The sequence below is a fragment of the Limnothrix sp. FACHB-881 genome, from assembly GCF_014698135.1.
Lineage (GTDB): Bacteria > Cyanobacteriota > Cyanobacteriia > CACIAM-69d > CACIAM-69d > CACIAM-69d.
Genome location: NZ_JACJSN010000004.1, coordinates 195874 through 217748, shown reverse-complemented (window position 1 = coordinate 217748; position 21875 = coordinate 195874). Strand labels below are relative to the sequence as shown.

The following is a 21875-nucleotide window of genomic DNA, read 5'->3' as shown; positions in this document are numbered from 1 at the left end:
AAAATCATTGCTAAATCTAAGTTCCCCTAAATAACTATTCCCGTTTTTATGGGACTTGAAATCACTGATCCCAAAAGAAAATTACAAGGAATCGGGCTGATGCGTTAATAATTTGCAACCTGTCTGCAACTGACCTGTAATTCATCACCGACAGCGTTAAGAGTCAGCCAGCACTAAAGCCAAAATCGGGTCAGAAGTCTATCCATCATCAAACCGAGTACGCAATTGAGTTATTTGATGGAATTGATTGGGAAATGTGTCAAAAATCTGCGAGTAGCGGAGTTGATTAAAAATCACGAAAACCTCTAAACGGATCCTGGCACAGATCATCGAAAAAACAGAAGCCTTGCGTATCAAAGCGAACATGATTTGACAAAAAAACAATTGAAAATGATAAAAACAGAACAAATCTATAAGTCATGGGCAGTCAGAAGTCACTGATCTACCGTTGCCAAATAGGCCAAGCGGCTTCATCATGGGTCTCAGCAATTGGGGGTGAAACCATCTATTTGAGAGGGAGTTGAACCATTCAAGGGGATTGCCCCCTACAGGCTATTGATCGCGGAAATCTTGCGATAAATCAAACTGATTGAAGCGATCAGAACCAGTGACCCAAAGTCCCAGAACCCCAACCAAACCACGCATCAGAGGGGGCAGATGGATTGATAGACGGGGAACCCAATCAGCACGTTCAGAGTCTGATTCAGTGTCTGATTTTGAAACGATCGGGACTGGCTAGAAGGGAAGAGCGTGACAATCTTTCGCAGGGAAAGAAGGCTGTGGAGAACGTGGCTGTGGAGAGTGTGGAGTTCGTAGTTGTCCCTTAAGCACACCAGCTCGATGATAATCGAACGGTTGTTCATGAAAAATTTAGGAACAGCTCAAGATTAGACGAAACTTTATCAAATTTTTAAACTTATTAATTGGGCATGATCCCAATCACGTCATTGCCATCAAAATATCAATTGGCATGAGTGATCGCGATCAATGCAAGGAGCGAAGTAATCCACGGGGGATGGTTGAGCGGCCATCCTAGACACGATCGCCCCTAAAATCGTGCAAATCTCCCAAAGGCCGATCGCTAACTCAGGCCATAGGACACGAGTTCACCGATGATTAACCGGCACAAGAGAGACTCAGGTTTTACGTTTTTGAGAAAATTTTAGAAGTCAAATTTGATACAAGTCCTGTCGCCGCCCCGGAGTCCATGAAGCGGTTGAGGTCTTTGCCCAGGCCTCCGGGGCGATCGAGCCATGCTTTCTCGGCTCTGGTTCTTGGCTCTGGTTCTCAGCCGCTAATTAACCCTGTTGCAGGTAGGCCCGGTAACCAAGGCGATCGAGCTGGGTTTGTTTGTCTTCCACCATTTGCCGCAAGCCGTCCCGATAGGCTTGCACCTTGGCCAACAGCTCGGGGTCATGGGCCGCCAACATTTGCACCGCCAACAGTCCGGCGTTTTTGGCATTCCCGATCGCGACGGTGGCCACGGGAATTCCCCCCGGCATTTGCACAATCGAATACAGGGAATCTACGCCACTGAGCTGGCGGGTGCTCACGGGCACGCCAATCACCGGTAACACCGTCAGGGCGGCAACCATGCCGGGTAAGTGAGCTGCGCCGCCTGCGCCTGCGATAATCACTTTCAAGCCCCGATCAACGGCAGTTTTGGCATAATTCACCATCCGATCGGGTGTGCGGTGGGCAGAGACGATCGCCACTTCGGTGGGAATGCCAAATTCTTCGCAAACGGCGATCGCGGCTTCCATGGTGGGCAGGTCGGAATCGCTGCCCATGATGATGCCAATCAGGGGGGAGGCGGGGGTGGCCATGGTTGTGCAGGGGGAAAGAGTCGGTTAACCTGTTCAAATTTAAGGCGTTGGCGCGATCACACAGCACCAAGCTGGTGTGATCAACTCGATTTAGACTCGATTTAGACCCGATTTTTGAGCTTCAGTTTCTGAGCTTCCGCCAAAGCCACCCAATCATGATTGATCGATGACCCATTGGCAAAATCGACGCATCCACCGCGCCCGACTGATCGATCGACCGGGACTCTATGACCTGACCTGCGACGATCGGGGGTTGGTGGCGGAAATTGACCCCCATGATCCCAAGATTTTTGGGGTGGGCGATCGGGCGGACACGCTGCTGAATGCCGATGCGATCGACCTGCATGGCGATTGGCTCTCGCCCGGTGGGGTGGACTTGCAAATTAACGGGGCCTTGGGTTTGGCCTTTCCAGACCTGACCTTGGCCGATTTGCCCCAAGTGGATCGCATTTGCCAATTGCTGTGGCGGCAAGGGGTGCAGGCTTTTTTGCCCACGATTGTGACCACGGCGATCGAGAAAGTTCACCAAAGCCTGGCCACGCTGGCGGCCTATCAGGACTACCGAACCCAATACCCAGCGGGCGATCGGGCGGAAATTTGGGGCGCACATCTTGAGGGGCCGTTCCTGAATCCACAAAAGCGCGGGGCCCATCCACAGCAATTCCTGTTGCCCCTGACGGTCAATCAGGTGGCGGCGGTGGTTGGCTCCCACGCGGCCCAGGTGGCCAAGATGACCCTCGCGCCGGAATTGGATCCTACGGGCGAGGCGATCGATTGGCTGCGATCGCGCGGAATTACCGTCAGCCTTGGCCATTCCCAGGCCACGGCAGCGGAAGCCATGGCCGCGTTCGATCGGGGAGCCACCATGGTCACCCATGCTTTTAATGCCATGCCGCCACTGCACCATCGGGAACCGGGTCTTTTGGGTGCGGCCATTGTTCGATCGGGCGTGCGCTGTGGCTTCATTGCCGATGGGGTGCATGTGTGTCCCACCATGTTGCAAGTGCTGTTGCGGGCCAGCGAGGGCCCCAGGGGGCTGTTTATGGTGAGCGATGCCTTGGCTCCCTTGGGGTTGCCCGACGGAATCTATCCTTGGGATGAACGCACCATTGAGGTGAAAAACGGCACAGCTCGCCTGTCCGATGGCACTTTGTCGGGCACAACCCTCAGCCTGCTGGAGGGGGTTTTGAACCTGATTCGTTGGCAACTTTGCACCCCGGAACAGGCGATCGCCCTGGCCACCATTGCGCCGCGTCGGGCCCTGGGTCGGCTGCCCGAGTCGGCGGATCCCTACGGCGGCGAGTCGCCAGCCCAACTGCTGCGTTGGCATCGACAGCCGGATGGCCAATGGACTTGGCGACGGCTACAGGGCCCCTAGTAGCACGGCTACCTTAATTCGCTTGATCAAATTGCATGACTGTTACCGTCACCTAATCGTTAGGCAGCAAGGGGCTTAAGCCCCTTGTTACCACGACTGACTCCGCAACTTTGACCCAAGGCCTTAAGCCCGTCACGCTACTAGGGTGAGGAGAAAAAGGAAGAAGGGAGCAGGAAAAAGGAAAATTTGGGCTAGCCGTTCTATTTCTATGTGTTTTTTTCTCTGTGTTTTTTGCCTTTTGCCTTTTGATTTTTACCTTTCTTGAACCATGTCTTTAACGATCGTGCTGGTGGAACCGGCCGGGCCGCTGAATGTGGGTTCCGTCGCGCGGGTGATGAAGAATTTTGGGTTGCGGCGGCTGGTGTTGGTGAATCCCCAATGCGATCGATTGGGGCGCGAAGCCCTGCAAATGGCCATCCACGCGCGGGATTTGCTGGAGGAAGCGATCGAGGTGGTCAGCTTGCCCGAGGCCTTGGCCGGGTGCGATCGAGTTGGAGCCACGATCGGGCGAGATTGGGATTCTCCTGTGCCGGTGCGGCAACCAGCGGCGGCCTTGCCCTGGTTGCGGGCCGGGCGATCGGCGGCGTTGGTCTTTGGGCGGGAAGATCGGGGCTTAACCAACGACGAGCTGAAATATGCCCAACAACTCATCCGCATTCCCACCAGCGATGACTATCCCTCCATGAACTTGGCCCAAGCGGTGGCGGTTTGTGCCTATGAGTGGGCCCGCCCAGCCCCAGAAACCAGCCCTGGCCCCGAGGTTGCTCCTTACCCCCAAGTTGCCCCCGAGCCGATCGCCCTGGCCCCCTTTGAGCAAGTAGAGCATTTCCATCAAGATTTGGCAGATCTGTTGTTGAGATCGGGCTTTTTATATCCCCACACGGCCAGCAGTCGCATGGAAAAATTGCGGCGAATCTTGCAGCGGGCAAATCCTTCCCAAAATGATGTGGCGCTGTTGTGGGGAGCCATTAAACAACTGAATTGGGCGATCGACCATTTGCCGCGCCCCAACTCTGGCCAGTAAAATGCCAGCCATCCCGATCTTGAGATTGGCTCGGGATGGCCGCCAAATTTTGGGCTGAAACCGAACTTGCCATGCCCCAACCGCCCGATCGCCCTCGCCCTTTGCCTGCCCCTCGGCCCCTGGCTGCTGTGCCCCCGCCGCCCGGTGCGCGTCGTTCCCGTGCTCGGCCTCCCGCTCACCAAAATTGGTTGCAAAGTACGGTCGATCGGCTGACCCGGCCCACCACCCCGGAACCGGGCCAGGCCAACGGGCGATCGCCCCGGCCCCGCCCAACGGCCCCAGACCGGCCACCCACTCGCCGCAGCAAGGGCGACCCCCTGTGGTTACAGGCTTTGCGCACTTTGATTGTGGGGGCTGGTTTAGGGGCGATCGTGGGCACGGTGTTGATGGCCTTTGATCCGGCCATGCGCCAAACCGCTTCCCCCGCTGGCACACAAATTAACCAAGTGGTGCGCCAAGGCCAAAAACAACTGGCCAGCCCCGCGTTGCCGCCGCCGGGATCCGCCTTTCGCCAGCCGATCGCCTCATTGAGCGATCAGTTCCAAAAAATTGCCGCTCGCTATCCCAGCCTAATTCTTCATGCGGCTGCCTTGGATTTGGATACGGGAGATTTTGCCGCCTGGAACGATACCCGATCGGTCGCCGCCGCCAGCACGATTAAAGTGCCGATCCTAGTGGCCTTTTTTCAGGATGTGGATGCGGGCAAAATTCGCCTTGATGAAATGCTGACCATGGAGGCGCGGTTTGTGGCTCCCGAGGCGGGCACGATGCAATATCAAAAACCGGGCCAAAAATTCTCCGCGATCGACACCGCCCGCCAAATGATCGTGATCAGCGACAATACCGCCACCAACATGATCATGGCCCGCACGGGCGGCTCCGGCCCCCTGAACCAGCGGTTTCAATCCTGGGGGCTACAGGGCACAAGTATCCGCGACTTGCTGCCGGACATTACCGGTTTGAACCGCACCACCGCTCGGGACTTGGTGCAATTAACGGCATTGATTAACCGGGGCGAATTGGTTTCCATGCGATCGCGCGATCGGCTGTTGAGCATCATGCGCGGTACGGCGGCCAACAGTCTGCTACCGAAGGGCGTTGGTAAAGGTGGCGAGGTGGCCCACAAAACCGGCACATTGGCGAAGCTGTTGGCAGACACAGGCTTGGTAGACACCCCCAACGGCCGTCGCTACGGAATTGCCGTGTTGGCAGAACGGGCCCCCAACGATCCCAAGGCCGCCGAAGCCATCCGCGACTATTCCCGCGCCGCCTATAACCACTTCAGCAACCAGCCCCCGATCGCCCGTTAATGGCGATCAACTTCAGGAAGCGTCCATTGCTCCTGAGTCCAGCGCTAACGGAACGGATAACAGGGATAGCGAACCCAATTGCTTGCCATTCCGTCATTTTGTGATTCCGTTATGTTGAAACTCGCGCTTTTCCAGCGATGGGGCCATGCTTTCACCCTGGCTCTCATGGCCACCGCCACCCACCCGATCGCGGCGCAGGCCAACGCAGGCCCAACCAACGCGATTCCCATCACAACAACCCAAACCAGCACGGCTCAAGCCAGCACGATTCAAGCCATTACAGCTCAAACCAATACAACCCAAACCAATACAACCCAAGCCAGCCCAACCCAAGCCAGCCCAACCCGCCTCACCTGCGAAACCATGGCGACTTGGGGATCCAACACCACCTTGACCTATCAGGTGGCGGGGCCAGTAGCGGGAGCCGAATCTTCCGGCACAACCCCCCTCACCCTCACGGTGTTGACACAAACCCGCAACGGGCATCTGCAAAACCTGATCCGAAACGCCGTGGTTCAGGATTATCGGCAATTGGCTCCCGATGCGGACTTTTCCCGCTTGCCCTTTGATGGCGAGTTTCGTGCGCAACCCAATAATGGCGATCGGCTCTATGGCACACCCGCCTCGGCCCATGGGCTTTACGTCAGCTTGCGACCCATGGCCGGCCAGCCCAAACAAATCCAGATTGTGCATTACTTCGGAGCTGGCAAATTTGCCCGATCGACCATTGGGACTTGCCAAACTGAAACCCCAGCCACCGACGCAGCAGCCCGCCAACTGATTGCCCAACTCCAAACCCACCTGCAAGCCCAAAACTGGGTCGAGGCCGATCGCCTCACGCGCCGCCTGTTGGCCCCCGAATCTGCCACCATGCCACCGGCCGGCCCCGCCTTGACTGACCCGGCCCTGATTCGCGAAATTGACCAAGCCTGGCTCGCAGCCAGCAACGGCCGCTTTGGTCTCAGCGTGCAGTTGCGGCTCTGGCAAGCGGCCACCATTGCCCATCCCAGCAACCTGGAAGCGGCCGTGAACAACTTCCGCGATCGCGTCGGTTGGAAAATCGCCGCCCCCCGCACCGAACAGGACTTCATCAGCAGCGATTGGCGCAACGAGTCGGAATTAAACCGCTCCCTGCAAAGTCCCGTGGGTCACTTGCCCTGGGCCGGCGTTTCCGACCAAGTGGTGCAGCGGATTGCCGTTCCGCCGCCAGGAGTCCATTGCGGCAGTTGCAGCATTGATGCGATTCAGCTTCGCCATGATCGGTTTTATACCTACATTCCCCGCCTGATGATGCGTTTGAAGTTCGCCTTGGGCTAATCCTCAGTCCGTCAGTTTCGGTTCGGTTCAGCGATCCAGTCAACGTCCATTCAGGATCGATCGCAGCTTGGGATCAGCGAGTCCTTGCGACGAAAGCGCATCATCTTAATGACAGCCCTATCGATAGCAAGCCTTGGCCTCAATGGACGTTGACTTCGATCAAAATTTGCTACTTTGGCAATCAAAATTTTAGCTAAAGACATATGTTCATGCATTCAAATTCACGAAATCATCAATCAATTGCTTGATTTTTATCGATATAGATTCCAAACCAAATTTTAGTTTAAATTTTTCTCAGATTTATTTTGAATTATTTCCTCAAGGTCATTGTTTATACAAGTAAATGGTCTAATTTGGTATCAATTGATCACAGCGGCAATACTTCTAACAAATCAATTCAGCCTTGAAATGATGGCAGGGATTGCAAAAATCGATTTTTCTTGATAGCTTCGTCAAAGCAGCAAAATACACTATCAAGCAATCATGAGTCAGCATGGTTTTTTGTCTTCTTAAAGCAATCAGTATTGAATCTGAATTTCAAGAAGCCAAAAACCGGGGGGAATGCAAACTGATTCACGAGGTTGATCCACTTAGTGTTGCAATTTCCCTCTTTATTGGTTGCGGAGCAAAAGTTCATGATTGCGCGCAAAAATTCACCCCAGTATGTAACTGACTTGGAAGAAATTTATGGTGGCCCCACCCAGTCGCTTCTTGGCAGCGCTGTTTTCTATGAGGTTTTGAAGCCCGAAGATGACCTCAGCTACGTAGCGCTGAAGAAGTACAAGTATTTTGTGGGTAAGCACTGGAGTAAGGCTTATCGGGATGCATGGAAGATGGTCTATGGACGATCAATAGATGCACCGCGAGCAATTATTTCAGAGCTGCGATCGTTAAATGACTTCCAGGCTGAACTCTCTGCTTCTCTGATTTTGGACAACATCGATGATGCAGAGGCAGGTCAACGGGCCCTGGTTGCCGCTTTTGATGACCCAAAGATCATTGAACTGACAATTCACAAGATGGGCGATGGAGAAGCAATTTCAGGATTGGTCATTTCTGGCCGCCACGCCAACGGAGAAGCAACATTCTTGGTTTCTATCGGTGATTAGTCATCATCAATTGGTGCTCAGATTGGGCCCAGCGTTTAGGGCCTAGCCCACGATCAATTCAATGACGATTAGCCCGATCGACTCTCAAGGGTTCGATCGGGTTTTTGGGTCTGAAAACTTGCCTTTTCGCTGAACAAACCCCTGGCGCAACCCAGAGCCGAACTACTGTCCCGATTCCGCCGCCGCGCTAAATTCTGCCACCGCATCCATCGCATGACTGGCATACATCAGCGCGGGGCCGCCTCCCATCACGATCGCCACACCAAGCGCGTCTGAAATTTCCTCCGGCGTTGCGCCAGCATTCAAACAGGCTTGAGCATGGAAGCCAATACAGTCATCGCAGCGCAGGGCCACGGCGATCGACAGGGAAATCAACTCTTTGGTTTTGGCATCGAGCGATCGGGCCTCGCCCCCAACCCGGTTCAGTTCCCGAAAGGCACGCATCACGTCCGGTTGTTGTTTGGCAAATTTGCCAATCCCAGCCCGGCGCTGGGCAACGCGATCGGAATAAGAAGAGGTGCTCATTAGATTTAACTTCAATGACCATATAACTCAATTGTAATTCAAGTAAAAAACCTAGAGTCTGGATCGCGAGTCATGGCTCAAGTAGCGCTGGCCACCGTGAAAAAATGCTAATTAGCCCAACTGGACACGGATCTCTTTCCAGTCCAGCATTGGGGCGCGTTAGAGTGAGAGTAATTGGGCTTCATGCAAAATTGACACCCCAGACCATGACTGAATCCCAGCTTCTCGAAGCTATTCTGCAACTGCCAGAGGGCGATCGGTTAGACCTGCTCGATCGGCTTATGGGCGCTCTAATTCACGATTCTGGAAAGGCAAAAAATCTTTTTCAGCGCTATGTCTTATTACATTTATTGCAAGATCCAGACTGCTTAGCTGGGCTGAGTCCCACAGAATTAACCACCTTAGCCCACAGTCAGCTCACGAGCGATCGACAAGCGGAGTTGCGTGAGCTGTTGTCTCGTAACTGTCAGGATATGAATGGCTTAAGCAGCGATGAACAAATTCGACTAGACGAGATTTTGGCTGAGATTGATCAATTAAACCTCCTAAAGGCTAAAGCTCTTTATACGCTTCAGCGGTTGCAAGCTTTTGCAGTGGTATGAGTGAATATATTCCCGTTGAACTGCGCCGAAAGCTAAGCGATCAATTTGAGGATTGTTGTGCCTATTGCCGTAGCGCTGCTGCTTTGATAGCAATCAACCTTGAAGTTGAACATATTCAAACTCGAGTTGCTGGTGGATTAACCAATCTTGATAACCTCTGCCTCGCTTGTCCCAGTTGTAATCGTTATAAAGGGTCACAACAGACAGCCATTGATCCAGAAAGTGGTGAAACAGTTCCATTATTTCATCCTCAAAAGCAGGTTTGGGTGGAGCATTTTGGTTGGATCAGTAATGCCAGTCAAATAGCAGGAAAAACAGCCATCGGCCGAGCAACAGTTGAAGCATTACAAATGAATCGATCAGTCTTAGTGGCCGTTAGAAAATTGTGGGTCAAACTTGATCAACATCCACCCAATTGAAATCGTTTTTATCAGTAAAAACTCCACTCAATTAATTACATTTCAATGCATGGCAGCGGGGATGCGATCGAGCCAGGCGGTCATCACTTGGGGATTGCTGGCGAAATGCAAATGTACATAGCTACCCAAGACGGAACCGACACAATAGCCTTCCGTGAGCCGATCGCCCCGAGAGGTCAAGAGGTCATAGCATTGGGCGATCGCCCCGGCCGCTTCGGGGTTTGCCACTTCCGAGTAGTGAAACCGATGGCCACGAATGGTTTCTCCTGAGGGCAAAGGGCCGCCAGGAGCGATCGTTGCTTCCACGTAACCCAGCTTGGGGCGGCGGGTCATTTGGATTTGCAGCGGTAATAAACCCAAGAGCGATCGCCCCGTGCCATCGGCCAGGGTCAGGCGATCGCACAGATAGATAAAACCGCCACATTCCCCATAGATTGGTTTGCCGGCCGCGGCCATTTGGCGAATGGCCGTTAAACAATCGGTGTTGTTAGCAAGCTGATCTAGGTATAGCTCCGGGTAGCCACCCCCCAGATAGAGCGCGTCACAATCGGCGGGCGGCCGATCGACCAAGGGCGAAAATTCCACCAACTCCGCCCCTCGATCGCGCAGAAAATCTAAATTGGCTTCGTAATAAAAACAAAAGGCCCGATCGCGTGCGATCCCGATTTTGTGGGGCGATCGACGACTGACAGCAATTGGGGCGATCGGTGCGCGTGGTTCAGGCTTCGAGGTTGGTTGCTCCCGTTGCAACCGTTGCCAGAGCTGATCCAAGTCCAGATGGGTTTCCAGCAAGTCCGCCAGCCGATCGATATATTCCTCCCCCAACTGATCCTCATCGGCCATTTTGAGTCCCAAGTGGCGGCGATCGATCAATGCGGCCTCATCCCGGGGCACACCGCCCAAAATGGGCATCCGCACGCGATCGCGAGCAGCCCCCGCAATCCGATCCAAATGTGCTCCGCTGCCCACCCGGTTGCAAATTGCACCCAGAAACCGCAAATCCGGATCAAAGGTTTCATAGCCCCAGATCAGGGCCGCCCCGCTACGCGACAGGCCCCGACCATCCAGCACCAACACCACAGGCGCGTTCAACCACTTGGCCAGCTCGGCCGTGCTGCCCGCCTCTTGGTCGCCATAACCATCAAACAACCCCATGGCTCCTTCAATCACCGCCACATCGGCTCCGGCCACGGCGCGATCGAACAGCGCTTGGTTTGTTGCCTTAGGAAGCATCCAACCATCCAAATTATGGGACGGGCGACCTGTGGCCCGGCGGTGATGGCCCGGGTCAATGAAATCGGGCCCCACTTTGAACGGCTGCACCACCCATCCGCGCCGTGTCCAGGCTCGCATCAGGGCGATCGCCACTGAAGTTTTGCCCACTCCGCTGTGGGTTCCCGCCACCACTACCGTTGGAATCATGCTGCGATTGCACTCAAGGAATACGTTAACGGGGCCAGATTGCGCTTAAATTGCCTAGCAGCTTGCTCCCCATGGCCATGACCCTTCCCACAGCGCCCGCCTTACCGAACCCGATCGACCTTTGGCAGTCAACCCTGCAATGGCAGCCCGACGCAGCCACCCAAGCCCAATTTCAGCGGCTCTATGAGGTGATCTTGGCGGGTAACCAACGGATGAACTTAACCCGCATTACGGAACCATTGGACTTTTGGGAAAAGCATCTTTGGGATTCGCTGCGGGGTCTATTTTCACCGATTTTGCAACCGGTACTGGCCCAGCGGGCCTCGCAAGCCATCACCGTGGCCGATTTGGGAACCGGGGGCGGCTTTCCAGGGCTACCGGGCGCGATCGCCTTTCCAGAATGGCAATGGTTGCTGATGGATAGCACGCGCAAAAAGATTCAGTTTGTGGCGGAGGCGATCGCGGAATTGGAGTTGGGCAATGTACAAACCGCGTGCGATCGAGCAGAGCAGTTCGTGCGGCGACCGGGCCCCAAACCGAATTTTCACCTGGTGACCTTGCGGGCCGTGGGTGCAGCGGATCTTTGCGCCAGCTACGCCCTGCCGATGTTGGCCCCGCGAGGCGTTGCGATTTTGTACCGAGGTCGCTGGAGCGCAGAGGAGGAAGCCAGCCTGCAAGATCCCCTCAGCCATTGGGGCGCAGAAATTTTGGGTGTAGATGCCTTTAAAACTCCAATGACTGAGGGCGATCGCCACTGCATCTATTTGCAAAAAATTGACTAGTTTCCCTCGCCCGATCGCCCGTCAGTTTGTGGAAAAGCAGCCAACGGGCGATCGGGTAACTTGCCCCAAAAACATGAAACACCGATCACCACTAGAAACAGACATGATCATCATTTAAAAACCACCGCAAAGTCACAACAACCAAGCACTCATTTTTCAAAATTTCAGCATCAATACCTAGGGACTCTTCGGCGTAATGGCCGGAGTTGACAAGGTGTTAATAGGCTTAGGAACGTCCGACAGTTGACCAGGATTAAAGCCCAGTTGAATCAAACTAATTGACATCAACTTTTTGTCAACATAATGAATGAATGATTCTGGTTTTTCCTCAACACCGCGCGTGTTTTGCCGGGTTGCCAAATAACTCAGCAGCTCATTTCTGAGGCTCAAGCAAGATAAATAAATGGCGTGGCTATTTTTGATGTTTTCTTCTTGCTTAAAAGTCAAAGACAAATTACCGTAAAAAAGAACCACCCCCGAAGAAACCACAAAAATATTGATGACAGCGTTATTGACTTCGCCCCAACCTTCTTTACTAATAAAAAATAGACAAATAACAGCGATCGCCCCCAACGTACACATCATCGCTAGCGAAATATAATACTGTTTATAGAAAAAGCCCATAATTGAAGCATTGCGATCAATCAAGACCTCAACATCCTGAAGTTGAAAAATTAATCTTGATTTCACAGAGGGCTTCGGCTTTAGCCATGCTGTTTGTAAAGCAATTTGTTCCTTAGTGAGCCGTTGGGGTGCAGTGATCCATTTTTGCTCCCATTGGCTACTCACGAGCAACAAAACATAATAAGCAATCCCAACCAAGCTCAAAAGCACCAGAACCAAAACAATATGGCCCAGGAATGTGGGCTGGCGCTTTTGGCCATTCATGATCGCCCAAGCAAGCCAACTGGGAATTTGGGGGGAAACAGGCTCTTCCATGTCCAAAAACTTTAGCCTCTTTATTGGCTAGGGATCAAGGTAGATGGGTTGTTCCATCGCCTCTTCCCAGGTCAACGGTGGGGCGATCGGGAAGGTCTCCAGCGCTAACCTGGTCTCACCATAGGCCTCGTCACGCGCATCGGCGCAGGGGTCGTGCCGTAATTCAGTAATGATGAGCTGGCGAAAGTCTTGCGGTGTAAGCAATCAGTTATCAAAAACCATCACCTCACAGGCACTTCCTGATTTATTTCTGATTTAAGAATGTTTTTAAAGCAGTCTTGAATTGATTGGAAAGTCGTTTTGAAATCAGACCACCATTCTGAATTCTAGACACAATTTCATTTGAAAAAATACACTTAGGGACTCGGCTACCAGGCTTAATCACCCTAGATAATTCTTCTAGACTCCATGCACGAGCATATTGGTAAGCAACAACAGATTCTCGGTTAATAAAACCGGGTAAACCTGGAGTCCCAGGATCAAGGATACAGGTTGTTTCGGAGCTGGCTCTACGAGTTGTCACATTCACAAATAAGTATCGACCATCGCCGATCAAAGCAATTGCAATGTACAGATGCTCTCCATTGGGTGGTGTATCAATTAGGAAAGCATGTCCGATTTCAATAACCAGATCAGCCATGCCAAGCCCCATTGAGGTATGCTTCGCGAGCAGCCTCTTCCGCAATCGCTTGGATCTCTAAGTCCGTTTTTCCAAGGTAATGAAGAACATCATTCACCGCAATTGGAATCATCGAGCCGTGGGGATTTTTCCATTCTGGTAAACCATGTGTCCAGTCAGCAACTTCAAAGGGATTGATATGTCCAAATTTTTGGTAGACCTCCTCTAAAATTTCTTCTTCAGCTTCGCAAAGATGTTGTTTGCCCGGATCATTTCGTAAATAAACTTGCTTCTTAGGGCAGGACGCAATTGATACTGACCAAAGTGGCAGAGCGTTACCAACTGTCTTGCCCTTAATTAAGTCGTAAACACAACTGAGAACAGGCCCATAGTCCATAGAGACATAGCAGTCGCCAGTAATGGGCTGTTCCATCCGTTCCAAGGCAACTCGATCGGCAATATAAAGCATTTTCAGCAGACCTAAATACTTCATAGGGCCGCCATGTAGCTTCAGAAGAATCGCTGCTGCTTCAACGGCTTTTTCTGGCGAGAATTGAAACTGAATAGTCATGACTCTCCTCGCATAATGATCAGACTAAAATATTGGCATTTAGAAGATAGCGATTCACGATCCTGCCCACTCATCCCGAATCCGCTGTTGATAAATTAAGGGATCTTCAGAAAGGGATAGTACGCCGCGATATTGGCTTAGATCAGTTGGTGATTTTTGGGGGGTCTGATCGATTTCTGTTGTAGATAATGCGGATTTGGGAAGGCTTGCAGGCCAGAGCAGCGATCGCGCGATCGCCCATAACAATCGCCACCGATCTTTTGCTGAGAGCTGAAGCGTTTGATCGCGCAATTCGAGCCAAGTCATGATCCGCGTCCTTGAAGCGGGGGACTACCTCGGATCGTAGCTGAAAAATTTGCAACAAAAATCCCCCAGCCGGGGCCGGGGGAACATCGTCAGGGTGCATCTACCTGACCATTACTAGCGATCGCCCCGTGCGCCATCCGGAAGGTTCTTGCATTCCCGGCCGGAATAGCGACAATGGCATCGAGATCGATCGCCCCTTTGCCACCCCATGCCCGCCCCCGCTGACTTGGCCCGCCGCGCCGACCAACTGCGCCAAAAACTCCAGGAAGCCAGCTACGCCTACTATGTGCTGGACAATCCCGTGATGGAAGATGCGGTGTACGATCGCCTCTACCGGGAACTGGAGCAACTGGAAACCCAATATCCCGAGCTGGTTTCACCCGACAGCCCCACCCAGCGCGTGGGCGATCGCCCGGCCGAGCGGTTCCAAACGGTGCAACACGCGATCGCCCTCTACAGCTTGGAAAATGCCTTTGATTTGGCGGAATTGCGGGCTTGGGAAGATCGCTGGCAAAAGGTGGCTGGAACCGGGGAGCGATCGCCCGTTCTGGAGGAATTGCCCCTGTTTCAGGCAGCGAACCCGGCTCGCTATGTGTGTGAACTAAAAATCGATGGCTCGGCGATCGCCCTCACCTATGAAGAGGGGCTGCTGGTGCGCGGGGCCACGCGGGGCGATGGGATTGCGGGCGAGGAGATTACCCAAAATATCAAGACGATTCGATCGATTCCGTTGCGGTTGAATACGGCCAATCCACCGGCCCGGTTGGAGATTCGCGGGGAGGCGTTTTTGCCCCTCAGCAGTTTTGAGCAAATCAATCGCGATCGGGCGGCGGCGGGTGAGGCCCTGTTTGCGAATCCCCGAAATGCGGCAGCGGGAACCTTGCGCCAACTGGATTCGCGGATTGTGGCGGAACGGAAGCTGGACTTTTTTGCCTACACGCTCCAGTGGCCGGAGGAGCTGGACTGGCCCGATCACCCCCGCAGCCATTGGGAGTCGCTGGAACAGTTGGCGGCTTGGGGGTTTCGGGTGAATCCGAACCGCGATCGCTGTGCTGACCTGGCGGCCGTTTGGGACTATTGCCAACGGTGGGATCAGGCGCGGCACGACTTGCCCTACATGACCGATGGGGCGGTGATTAAGCTCGATGATTTGGCCCTGCAAACGGCGGTGGGCTTCACCAACAAGTTTCCACGCTGGGCGATCGCCTACAAATACCCGGCGGAGGAAGCGCCCTCGCGGTTGCTGTCGGTGACGTTCCAGGTGGGGCGGACGGGGGCGATTACCCCGGTGGCGGAACTGGAGCCGGTGCAGTTGGCGGGAACCACCGTGGCCCGGGCGACGCTGCACAACCGCGATCGACTGCTGGAGTTGGATTTGCACCTAGGCGACACGGTGGTGATTCGCAAGGCGGGGGAAATTATTCCCGAGGTGTTGCGGGTGTTGCCGGAACTGCGGCCCGACGGCGCGGCGCGGGTGCAAATGCCCAGCCATTGCCCGGCCTGTGGCGAGGCGGTGGTGCAGCCGATCGATGAGGCCGTGATGCGCTGCATTAATACCTCTTGTCCGGCGATCGTCCGGGGCAGCCTGCGCCATTGGGCTAGCCGCGATGCGTTGGATATTGATGGGCTGGGGGAAAAGTTGGTGGAGCAGTTGAGCGAGGCGGGCTTGGTCAAGTCCGTGGCGGATTTGTACGGGCTGACGATCGCGCCGTTGCTGACCCTGGAGCGGATGGGGCAAAAGTCGGCGGAGAAACTGGTGAGCGCGATCGCCCGATCGACCGGTCAGCCCTGGGCACGAGTGCTGTATGGCCTGGGAATTCGCCACATCGGATCGAGCAATGCCAAGCTGCTGGCGGCCCAGTTTCGATCAGTGGAAGCCCTGGCCACGGCCACCGAAGAGGAGTTGACGGCGGTGAACGGGATTGGGTTGGAAATTGCCAAGTCGATTCGGGAGTGGTTCGGGTCGGCGGCCAATCGATCGCTGGTCGATCGGTTGCGATCGGCGGGGTTGTCCTTGGCGGCTGCTCACCCGGATCCGGATCAGGCGATCGACCAGCCAACCAACGCGGCCATCAGCGGTAAGACCTTTGTGCTAACCGGAACTCTACCCACCCTGACTCGTCCAGAAGCAAAGGAGCTAATCGAGCGATCGGGTGGCAAGGTCACCGGCTCCGTCAGCAAAAAAACCGATTATGTGGTGGTGGGCGAGGAGGCTGGCTCCAAACTGGACAAAGCGCAATCCCTGGGATTGGTCTGTATTTCAGAAGCTGAGTTGCTAGAATTGCTGGCAATGGCTTAGTCCAACATTTCAAGCTTTAACTGCACCAGACCACCGCACCAGACCAGGGGCTTAAGCCCCTTGCCCCCGGCGATTGCTGTGGCCCCTGACTCCCCAAACGTCTTCGTCCGATTCTCTCCCCAGGCTTTGTTTATGAAGGTCGATCAACGTCCCCCCAGCGCTCAGCCCACCCAACCTCCCCAGCCGATCGCCCCGTCGAGGCAACCGGGGTTATGGCGGCAACTCAGCAATAATTTCGCCCTGATGGCGACCGGGGGACTGGTGGCGATCGTGGCTACGTCGGCGGCGGGGATTGGCAACTGGGGCAAGGGGATTAGCGACTTTGTGGCGGCTCCCTTCAACACACCGCAGCCACCGGCCAAGGCCGATGTACGATCGCTGACGATCGACCAAATTCGCGGGGCCAGCGAACTGACGACCACGGTGTTTTCGATGGAGGCGATCGTCCCGGCCCAGCGCGATCGGGTGTTGGGGCAATTCGTCGTCGGTTCCACCAAGCTGCTCTACATCGCCTATGGGGAAATCAGCGCCGGGATTGACTTCAACAAACTGAAACCGGAAGACGTGCGCCAAGGAGCCGATGGCAAGCTAGAAATTCGGTTGCCGGCCCCGGAAATTCTCGATCGCAAAATCGATGTGGGTCGATCGCGCGTCTATGACTACGATCGGGGCTTTTTGGGTCTCGGCCCCGACTCGGGCCCCGAACTGATGGCCCGGGCCCAAGAGGCAGCGCTCGATCGGGTCACGGAATCCGCCTGCCAACGGGGCTTGCTCAATGAAGCCAACAAACGCGCTGTGATGGTGGTGAGCCAAATGTTGGCCCCGACCCAAGCGGGTTTGCCCAAGGGAGCCAAGCCAGTGACGATCATTCCCCAGGAGCCGGATCCCGCCGCCTGCCCGATCGCCAAACCCATTAACCCACCGGCGATCAACCCACCAGCGACCAATCCCCCGGCCACCAACCCCAACGGGGCCGCCGACCAGCCCGCCGCTCCGGCCCAATCCTAGTAGCGCGACAAGCTTGTTCTAGTCAATCAATTCGACTGTTCCTGTTACCTAATCGTTAGGCAGCAAGGGGCTTAAGCCCCTTGTTTCTGTAACTGATTCCGCAACTTTGACCCACCGAATTAAGCCTGTCGCACTACTAGGGGAGGTCTGATTGGAAGAACAAGAGATCTACAAAATTTGGAGGGATTTTAGCCAGGGGCCAGTTTGGGATTGAAATTGCTCCCAAGAGGTTTTCAGAAGCTGCAAATTTTCTGCATCACTCTCAACGGTTTCACCGTTTTTTTGCAGCTTTAGCCCCATTCGTTTGTAGGTTTCAAAGGCTAATTCGGGGCCCGGTGTTTTGCGCCACATGGACTCTAAAAACAACAGAATTGTTTGATCAACCGCAATACCACTGCCAACCAGCGGCGCGGCCAATAGTTGAATTTTGTTTTCTGTGAGGGCGCGCCGAGCAATCGCCCGGTTGAACCGATGACAGGTTTCGCGGGTCGCTTTGACGGCAGCTTGGGGAACCACAGGCATCGCCCACCCCCCATCCACCGCGATCGCCAAGGAAAGGTGCAAGTCGCGCCAAGCCAGTTTGGGTAATTGTTGAGCCAGCTCAGCCATGGTGTGGGGGCGCTCGCTCAAGCCAGCAATGATGGTTTTGAAGGGTTCCGCATCCAGGTGCACCGTTGCCACCGGGCAGGGATATTCCTTGGGGATTTGGGGCGATCGCAGCGTGAGGGCGAAGGTTTGCTGATCCAAGCGATCGCGCTGGGCCAAAGAGGCGAGGGGCACGGTTCCGCGCCCAAAAATATCCCGTCGAAATGATTGGTTGGTATAAACGTCCCGCAAGGTTTCCCGCAGCACGGGATCCTCAATGGTTTGCAGGGTTTGCAACTGGTTAGGCTGCAATCGAAAGTGTTCCATTTGGTCGCCCAAGTGGGCCGAAACCAAAAAGCTGGCCTTGGCTTCATCCAGCAGTTCCACCACTTCTCGATGGAACAGCGGGGTGAAGTGGCGATTGCAATATTCATGCACCAAGTAGTTACGAGACATGGTGGAAATTTGCTGGAGCCGATCGAGCGCGGCTGGCTGAGATTTGAAATAAATGGCCTCCTGTTCAGCAATAGCTTTGGCAAAATTCAGAGCCAGATCAAATCGTTTGGTAATGGGGCCCGATTGGGAGAGCACCTGCGCTTGAATTAGCTCTCGCATTCCCAAAAATGCAGACCAACCGGGCATGGCGTTGTAGCTGAGATAAACAACGCCACCAACTTTTAATTTTTTGCGAATAAAGTTAACGATTTGCTGTCGGTTTTCGGGCGAAATCCAAGAAAAAACGCCATGGAGCGTGATGAAATCAAAGTCCGGCAACTCTGCCCGATCGGCAAAATCCTGGAAAGAGTCATCAAAAAAATGGATGTTTTTGAGGCCAATTTCGCGGGCTAAGGTTTGGGCATGAACAATGTGGCTGGGATTGAAATCTGTGGCATAAAAATCCCCTTGCGGATTGGCAGCCGCCAGCAAATTGGTGGTGTTGCCCTGTCCGCAGCCCAGTTCACAGTAGGTGAAGGCGCGATCGAGCGGGGGAGCCTGAAGCCCCTTGCACAACAACACGTAATTGAGGTGTGTGGGGGCTAATTCCCGATAAAACCCATGAGTGTAGTCCACTTCGGCCACATAGCCCTCTGTCCAACTTTGCATAGTCGCCTACTTCATCTACACAGTAACCAACAGAGATCGGGGGGCTGCTTCCCAACAGTTGGGTTGCGGGGCCCACTTCCTATCCCTGGCCATCCTCAAAGCAGCCCGCAATTCCGGACAATTACACCGGTTACGAACGGTTCGATCGCCTAGTGATCTCAACTAGTGATCTCAACCAGCGATCTCGACTAGTAATCCCAACCAGCAATCTCAACTAGCGATCTCAATTAATAATCCACCGGGCAAATCTTCGACCGTCCTGAATTCATCACCGCTAATCACCACGTCATCACCAGGGCGATCGACCGGAAGTTAGCGATCGGGTTCTGGCGGCAACACGGCCACCCGCATAAACCGCAACCCATTGGCCCCCTGGAGCGATTCCACCTCGCCGCTCTCGCGCTTGGAACCAATCATGCCCTCGCGCTCCAAGTAGCGTAAATATTCCTGATATTCGTGGCCCTCGTCCTCCGTGGCATAGACCACCGTGAGGCAGCCGGGCTGGGTAATTCGTTCTCCTGTGATCGCATCGCGGGCCTTGTCGATCCGCTTTTTGACAATTTCATAGCGCGTGTCGCGGGTTCCTCGCACATCAAACAGCTTCTCAGTGTTTTCATCATGCAGAATATCCACCGTGGAACCCTGCACCAGCACAAGATGCGTCAAGCGTAATTGGTCACTAAGGGTGCGCTCAATTTCAAAACCCATCCGCGCACAGGCACAGACTGCCCGCAGTTGCTCGTACCGCAGGCTGCGAAGGTGGAAGCTGGTGAAGTCGGGATAGATGGAGCTACCGGCATAGATCATGTGATCAATGCCGTCGGTGGATTCAATGTCGCAGTAGTGGGGGGCGATCGACTGCATTTTGCTTTGGCAGCGATCCCAGGTTTCCCGCATCCGCCGATTAATTTCACTCACCAAGTGGTCATATTCAGCGCGGGCTTCATAGACGGCCCCGTGGGGATTGTCGCAAGCTTGGCGATAGGCGGTGACGGCGGCGGCGGTGGCTGGATCCAATCCGGCCAGATAATCCAAGTCGTCTTCAATGTTTTCCCGCAGGTATTGGGCCCCGCGCACTTCCGCTTCCACGGTTACGCCGCCTTCGAGGTTGTGGATATATTCCTGCAAGTCCAAGCGCAGTTGCCGCAACAGGGGCAGGTCTTTGGCCGCACAAGCACAATCGAGAATGGCCAGGGCTTGCCGAAACTGGGACAGCAAATCCGTTTGAATGGCTCGATCGCGCGCGAGGGATGAACCGCGAATATCGGAGATACCATAGAGCGGATAAACATTTTCAAAGGCGATCGGCTGGGGTGGCAGGCCCCAACTGCGCCGCTCTGCCTCCTGCAAAAATTTCCATTCCACGGCCGGGTGGATGTTGCTGAAGTGGGACTGGCCGGCCTGGCGCAAGGCCACGGCCAAGGAAGGTTGCAGCAGTTCCGCTCGATTGATGTCCAACAGGTCAAAGTTATCGGGCAGACGACTGGCCACCCCCACTAGCCCCATCAACAAGGGGGGACGATCGCCCGCCTTATCCCGCAGCAACAGGGGAATCAACAGCAGCGATCGGGCCCCGCGATCGCGCAAATCCTGTTCGAGGGGGGTGACGGCCTGGGTGGCCAAATCCCGAACGATCGTCACCCGCTCCAACTGCATGGCCGCCAAGCAGGGCGATTCGCGCAAGTCCCCCAGGTCATAGCCCCGGACGGTGCGCAGCCGTGCCTCATTCCCCAGGGTTAATTGCAGCCGATCGCCATCGGTGCGCAACACAAAGGTGGCATCACCGGAAAAGAGCGATCGCATGGATTGCCCCACTTCCCGGAATTTTTCCGGCTGCAAGATGGAATGGCCATTCAGCAACAGGCGACCCAACCGGCGTAATTGCTCCCGCGCGGTCACATCCCAGCCTTCCAACAACAGTTGCCCCTTGAATTGGCACCATTCCAACTGAAACGCGCTTTCAAAGGAGGGCAAGGAAGTGGAGGCTTCCATGAGGGTTTGCACATCGGGGGCGATCGACTCGAACACCAAGGCCCCCGGCCGCATCCACAATTCCAACCAGCGATCGGCCACTTGCACCAACTTCGGCGCATTCAGCAACCGCCGAATTCGGCTGTCCTTGGGGTGGCGATCGAGCAACAGGCGGTAGGCCACCTGTCGCCGCAGCCAATCGCGCAAGACTTCGGCCTCTAGTCCTGGCAACAAATCCGCGAGCGATCGGCCAACGGCCACCAAACCCCGCACTGACTCTTGACGACCGGCTAGCTTCACCGCCTGACAAAATGCCGCATTGGCCATGTCCACTTCAAAGCTGTCCGGCTGCACCACCGCAAGCAACACTTGGCTATGGGTCACAACATCCACCATCGTTTCGCTGGCAGTCGATAACAGGCGCTCAATGGGGGAATTCTGATCAATGGCGGAGTCGGTGGCGGAATCAATGGCGGCAGCAGCATCGGTCGTGGTGCTGCCTAAGTCCGCAGGGGGTTGCACTTCGATCGGCAGAATAGATTGGCCCGCCTCAAGGATTCTGAGGGTGGTTGCTGAAGGGGTACTGGATTCTGACATTGTTGATTAACCCTAACTCTCCGAAACATCCCCGACGAATAAACGGTTTTGAAAGACTGGGTTAAGGACGGCCAAGACCGAATCAACTGAATAATGGAACCAACGGGACTGATCAACATGCTGGGGCAAGGGGCGCTACTGTGGAAACCCGGCCCGCGTTCG

The 21875-nt window shown here is 54.7% G+C and carries 20 protein-coding genes; 11 read left to right on the top strand and 9 right to left on the bottom strand.

Going from position 1 to position 21875, the window contains the following annotated elements:
- Positions 1-1298: 1298 nt before the first annotated feature.
- Positions 1299-1826: a 5-(carboxyamino)imidazole ribonucleotide mutase gene (gene purE, locus H6G52_RS06180; RefSeq protein WP_190355285.1), complete on the bottom strand. Its 528-nt coding sequence runs from the start codon at positions 1824-1826 to the stop codon at positions 1299-1301.
- 166 nt (positions 1827-1992) lie between these two features.
- On the opposite strand from purE, the gene nagA reads away from it, so the two are divergent.
- From nagA to H6G52_RS06155, 5 genes are all read left to right on the top strand, one after another.
- Positions 1993-3204: an N-acetylglucosamine-6-phosphate deacetylase gene (gene nagA, locus H6G52_RS06175; RefSeq protein ID WP_190527112.1), complete on the top strand. Its 1212-nt coding sequence runs from the start codon at positions 1993-1995 to the stop codon at positions 3202-3204.
- 268 nt (positions 3205-3472) lie between these two features.
- Positions 3473-4228 carry an RNA methyltransferase gene (locus H6G52_RS06170; RefSeq protein ID WP_190527110.1) on the top strand — a complete coding sequence of 252 codons (756 nt, stop codon included), beginning with the start codon at positions 3473-3475 and terminating at the stop codon, positions 4226-4228.
- A gap of 35 nt (positions 4229-4263) precedes the next feature.
- Positions 4264-5538: a serine hydrolase gene (locus tag H6G52_RS06165; RefSeq protein ID WP_190355288.1), complete on the top strand. Its 1275-nt coding sequence runs from the start codon at positions 4264-4266 to the stop codon at positions 5536-5538.
- A 111-nt stretch (positions 5539-5649) separates the two neighbouring features.
- Positions 5650-6855 (top strand): GUN4 domain-containing protein, encoded by a 1206-nt coding sequence (locus tag H6G52_RS06160; RefSeq protein WP_199312195.1) that lies wholly within the window; start codon positions 5650-5652, stop codon positions 6853-6855.
- A 635-nt stretch (positions 6856-7490) separates the two neighbouring features.
- Entirely contained in the window at positions 7491-7964 is a 474-nt protein-coding gene (locus tag H6G52_RS06155; RefSeq protein WP_190527108.1) for a hypothetical protein, read from the top strand.
- Positions 7965-8126: 162 nt separating this feature from the next.
- On the opposite strand, the gene H6G52_RS06150 is transcribed toward H6G52_RS06155, so the two are convergent.
- Entirely contained in the window at positions 8127-8489 is a 363-nt protein-coding gene (locus H6G52_RS06150; protein ID WP_190527106.1) for a carboxymuconolactone decarboxylase family protein, read from the bottom strand.
- Positions 8490-8695: 206 nt separating this feature from the next.
- On the opposite strand from H6G52_RS06150, the gene H6G52_RS06145 reads away from it, so the two are divergent.
- On the top strand, positions 8696-9091 hold the full coding sequence (locus tag H6G52_RS06145) for a hypothetical protein (protein WP_190527195.1): 396 nt from the start codon (positions 8696-8698) through the stop codon (positions 9089-9091).
- Positions 9088-9510: an HNH endonuclease gene (locus H6G52_RS06140; RefSeq protein WP_190527104.1), complete on the top strand. Its 423-nt coding sequence runs from the start codon at positions 9088-9090 to the stop codon at positions 9508-9510. The genes H6G52_RS06145 and H6G52_RS06140 overlap by 4 nt, the downstream gene beginning before the upstream one ends.
- A gap of 42 nt (positions 9511-9552) precedes the next feature.
- Here H6G52_RS06140 and H6G52_RS06135 read toward each other — a convergent pair whose 3' ends face one another.
- Positions 9553-10932 carry a cobyrinate a,c-diamide synthase gene (locus H6G52_RS06135; protein WP_190527102.1) on the bottom strand — a complete coding sequence of 460 codons (1380 nt, stop codon included), beginning with the start codon at positions 10930-10932 and terminating at the stop codon, positions 9553-9555.
- A gap of 77 nt (positions 10933-11009) precedes the next feature.
- Between H6G52_RS06135 and rsmG the strand changes: the two genes are divergently transcribed.
- Entirely contained in the window at positions 11010-11714 is a 705-nt protein-coding gene (gene rsmG, locus H6G52_RS06130) for a 16S rRNA (guanine(527)-N(7))-methyltransferase RsmG (protein ID WP_190527100.1), read from the top strand.
- Entirely contained in the window at positions 11707-11832 is a 126-nt protein-coding gene (locus tag H6G52_RS18730; RefSeq protein ID WP_255508495.1) for a hypothetical protein, read from the top strand. The genes rsmG and H6G52_RS18730 overlap by 8 nt, the downstream gene beginning before the upstream one ends.
- Before the next feature lie 59 nt (positions 11833-11891).
- Here the strand turns inward: H6G52_RS18730 and H6G52_RS06125 are convergent, their stop codons facing one another.
- Genes H6G52_RS06125 through H6G52_RS06110 form a run of 4 tightly spaced genes read right to left on the bottom strand, consistent with a single transcriptional unit; the run spans position 11892 to position 13843 of the window.
- Complete coding sequence (locus H6G52_RS06125; protein ID WP_190355996.1) at positions 11892-12653, bottom strand: hypothetical protein; 762 nt, start codon at positions 12651-12653, stop codon at positions 11892-11894.
- Between the two features lie 27 nt (positions 12654-12680).
- A complete protein-coding gene (locus H6G52_RS06120; protein WP_190527098.1) occupies positions 12681-12857 on the bottom strand; it encodes a hypothetical protein in 177 nt (58 codons plus the stop codon).
- Positions 12858-12897: 40 nt separating this feature from the next.
- Positions 12898-13293 (bottom strand): hypothetical protein, encoded by a 396-nt coding sequence (locus H6G52_RS06115; RefSeq protein WP_190527096.1) that lies wholly within the window; start codon positions 13291-13293, stop codon positions 12898-12900.
- A complete protein-coding gene (locus tag H6G52_RS06110; protein ID WP_190527094.1) occupies positions 13286-13843 on the bottom strand; it encodes a Panacea domain-containing protein in 558 nt (185 codons plus the stop codon). The genes H6G52_RS06115 and H6G52_RS06110 overlap by 8 nt, the downstream gene beginning before the upstream one ends.
- A 514-nt stretch (positions 13844-14357) precedes the next feature.
- Between H6G52_RS06110 and ligA the strand changes: the two genes are divergently transcribed.
- Both ligA and H6G52_RS06100 read left to right on the top strand, forming a co-directional pair.
- Positions 14358-16448 carry an NAD-dependent DNA ligase LigA gene (ligA, locus tag H6G52_RS06105; protein ID WP_190527092.1) on the top strand — a complete coding sequence of 697 codons (2091 nt, stop codon included), beginning with the start codon at positions 14358-14360 and terminating at the stop codon, positions 16446-16448.
- Positions 16449-16580: 132 nt separating this feature from the next.
- Positions 16581-17456, top strand: a complete 876-nt coding sequence (locus H6G52_RS06100; protein WP_190527089.1) for a DUF4230 domain-containing protein — start codon at positions 16581-16583, stop codon at positions 17454-17456.
- Between the two features lie 168 nt (positions 17457-17624).
- Here the strand turns inward: H6G52_RS06100 and H6G52_RS06095 are convergent, their stop codons facing one another.
- Positions 17625-19145, bottom strand: coding sequence for a methyltransferase regulatory domain-containing protein (locus H6G52_RS06095; protein WP_190527087.1), 1521 nt, complete (start codon positions 19143-19145; stop codon positions 17625-17627).
- A 312-nt stretch (positions 19146-19457) separates the two neighbouring features.
- Entirely contained in the window at positions 19458-21713 is a 2256-nt protein-coding gene (locus H6G52_RS06090) for a GAF domain-containing protein (protein ID WP_190527086.1), read from the bottom strand.
- Positions 21714-21875 lie beyond the last annotated feature (162 nt).

Excerpts from the sequence above, each read along its gene's own strand:
- purE (WP_190355285.1), bottom strand. The coding sequence starts at position 1,826 with ATGGCCACCCCCGCCTCCCCCCTGATTGGCATCATCATGGGCAGCGAT.
- nagA (WP_190527112.1), top strand. The coding sequence starts at position 1,993 with ATGACCCATTGGCAAAATCGACGCATCCACCGCGCCCGACTGATCGAT.
- H6G52_RS06170 (WP_190527110.1), top strand. The coding sequence starts at position 3,473 with ATGTCTTTAACGATCGTGCTGGTGGAACCGGCCGGGCCGCTGAATGTG.
- H6G52_RS06165 (WP_190355288.1), top strand. The coding sequence starts at position 4,264 with ATGGCCGCCAAATTTTGGGCTGAAACCGAACTTGCCATGCCCCAACCG.
- H6G52_RS06160 (WP_199312195.1), top strand. The coding sequence starts at position 5,650 with ATGTTGAAACTCGCGCTTTTCCAGCGATGGGGCCATGCTTTCACCCTG.
- H6G52_RS06155 (WP_190527108.1), top strand. The coding sequence starts at position 7,491 with ATGATTGCGCGCAAAAATTCACCCCAGTATGTAACTGACTTGGAAGAA.
- H6G52_RS06150 (WP_190527106.1), bottom strand. The coding sequence starts at position 8,489 with ATGAGCACCTCTTCTTATTCCGATCGCGTTGCCCAGCGCCGGGCTGGG.
- H6G52_RS06145 (WP_190527195.1), top strand. The coding sequence starts at position 8,696 with ATGACTGAATCCCAGCTTCTCGAAGCTATTCTGCAACTGCCAGAGGGC.
- H6G52_RS06140 (WP_190527104.1), top strand. The coding sequence starts at position 9,088 with ATGAGTGAATATATTCCCGTTGAACTGCGCCGAAAGCTAAGCGATCAA.
- H6G52_RS06135 (WP_190527102.1), bottom strand. The coding sequence starts at position 10,932 with ATGATTCCAACGGTAGTGGTGGCGGGAACCCACAGCGGAGTGGGCAAA.
- rsmG (WP_190527100.1), top strand. The coding sequence starts at position 11,010 with ATGACCCTTCCCACAGCGCCCGCCTTACCGAACCCGATCGACCTTTGG.
- H6G52_RS06125 (WP_190355996.1), bottom strand. The coding sequence starts at position 12,653 with ATGGAAGAGCCTGTTTCCCCCCAAATTCCCAGTTGGCTTGCTTGGGCG.
- H6G52_RS06115 (WP_190527096.1), bottom strand. The coding sequence starts at position 13,293 with ATGGCTGATCTGGTTATTGAAATCGGACATGCTTTCCTAATTGATACA.
- H6G52_RS06110 (WP_190527094.1), bottom strand. The coding sequence starts at position 13,843 with ATGACTATTCAGTTTCAATTCTCGCCAGAAAAAGCCGTTGAAGCAGCA.
- ligA (WP_190527092.1), top strand. The coding sequence starts at position 14,358 with ATGCCCGCCCCCGCTGACTTGGCCCGCCGCGCCGACCAACTGCGCCAA.
- H6G52_RS06100 (WP_190527089.1), top strand. The coding sequence starts at position 16,581 with ATGAAGGTCGATCAACGTCCCCCCAGCGCTCAGCCCACCCAACCTCCC.
- H6G52_RS06095 (WP_190527087.1), bottom strand. The coding sequence starts at position 19,145 with ATGCAAAGTTGGACAGAGGGCTATGTGGCCGAAGTGGACTACACTCAT.
- H6G52_RS06090 (WP_190527086.1), bottom strand. The coding sequence starts at position 21,713 with ATGTCAGAATCCAGTACCCCTTCAGCAACCACCCTCAGAATCCTTGAG.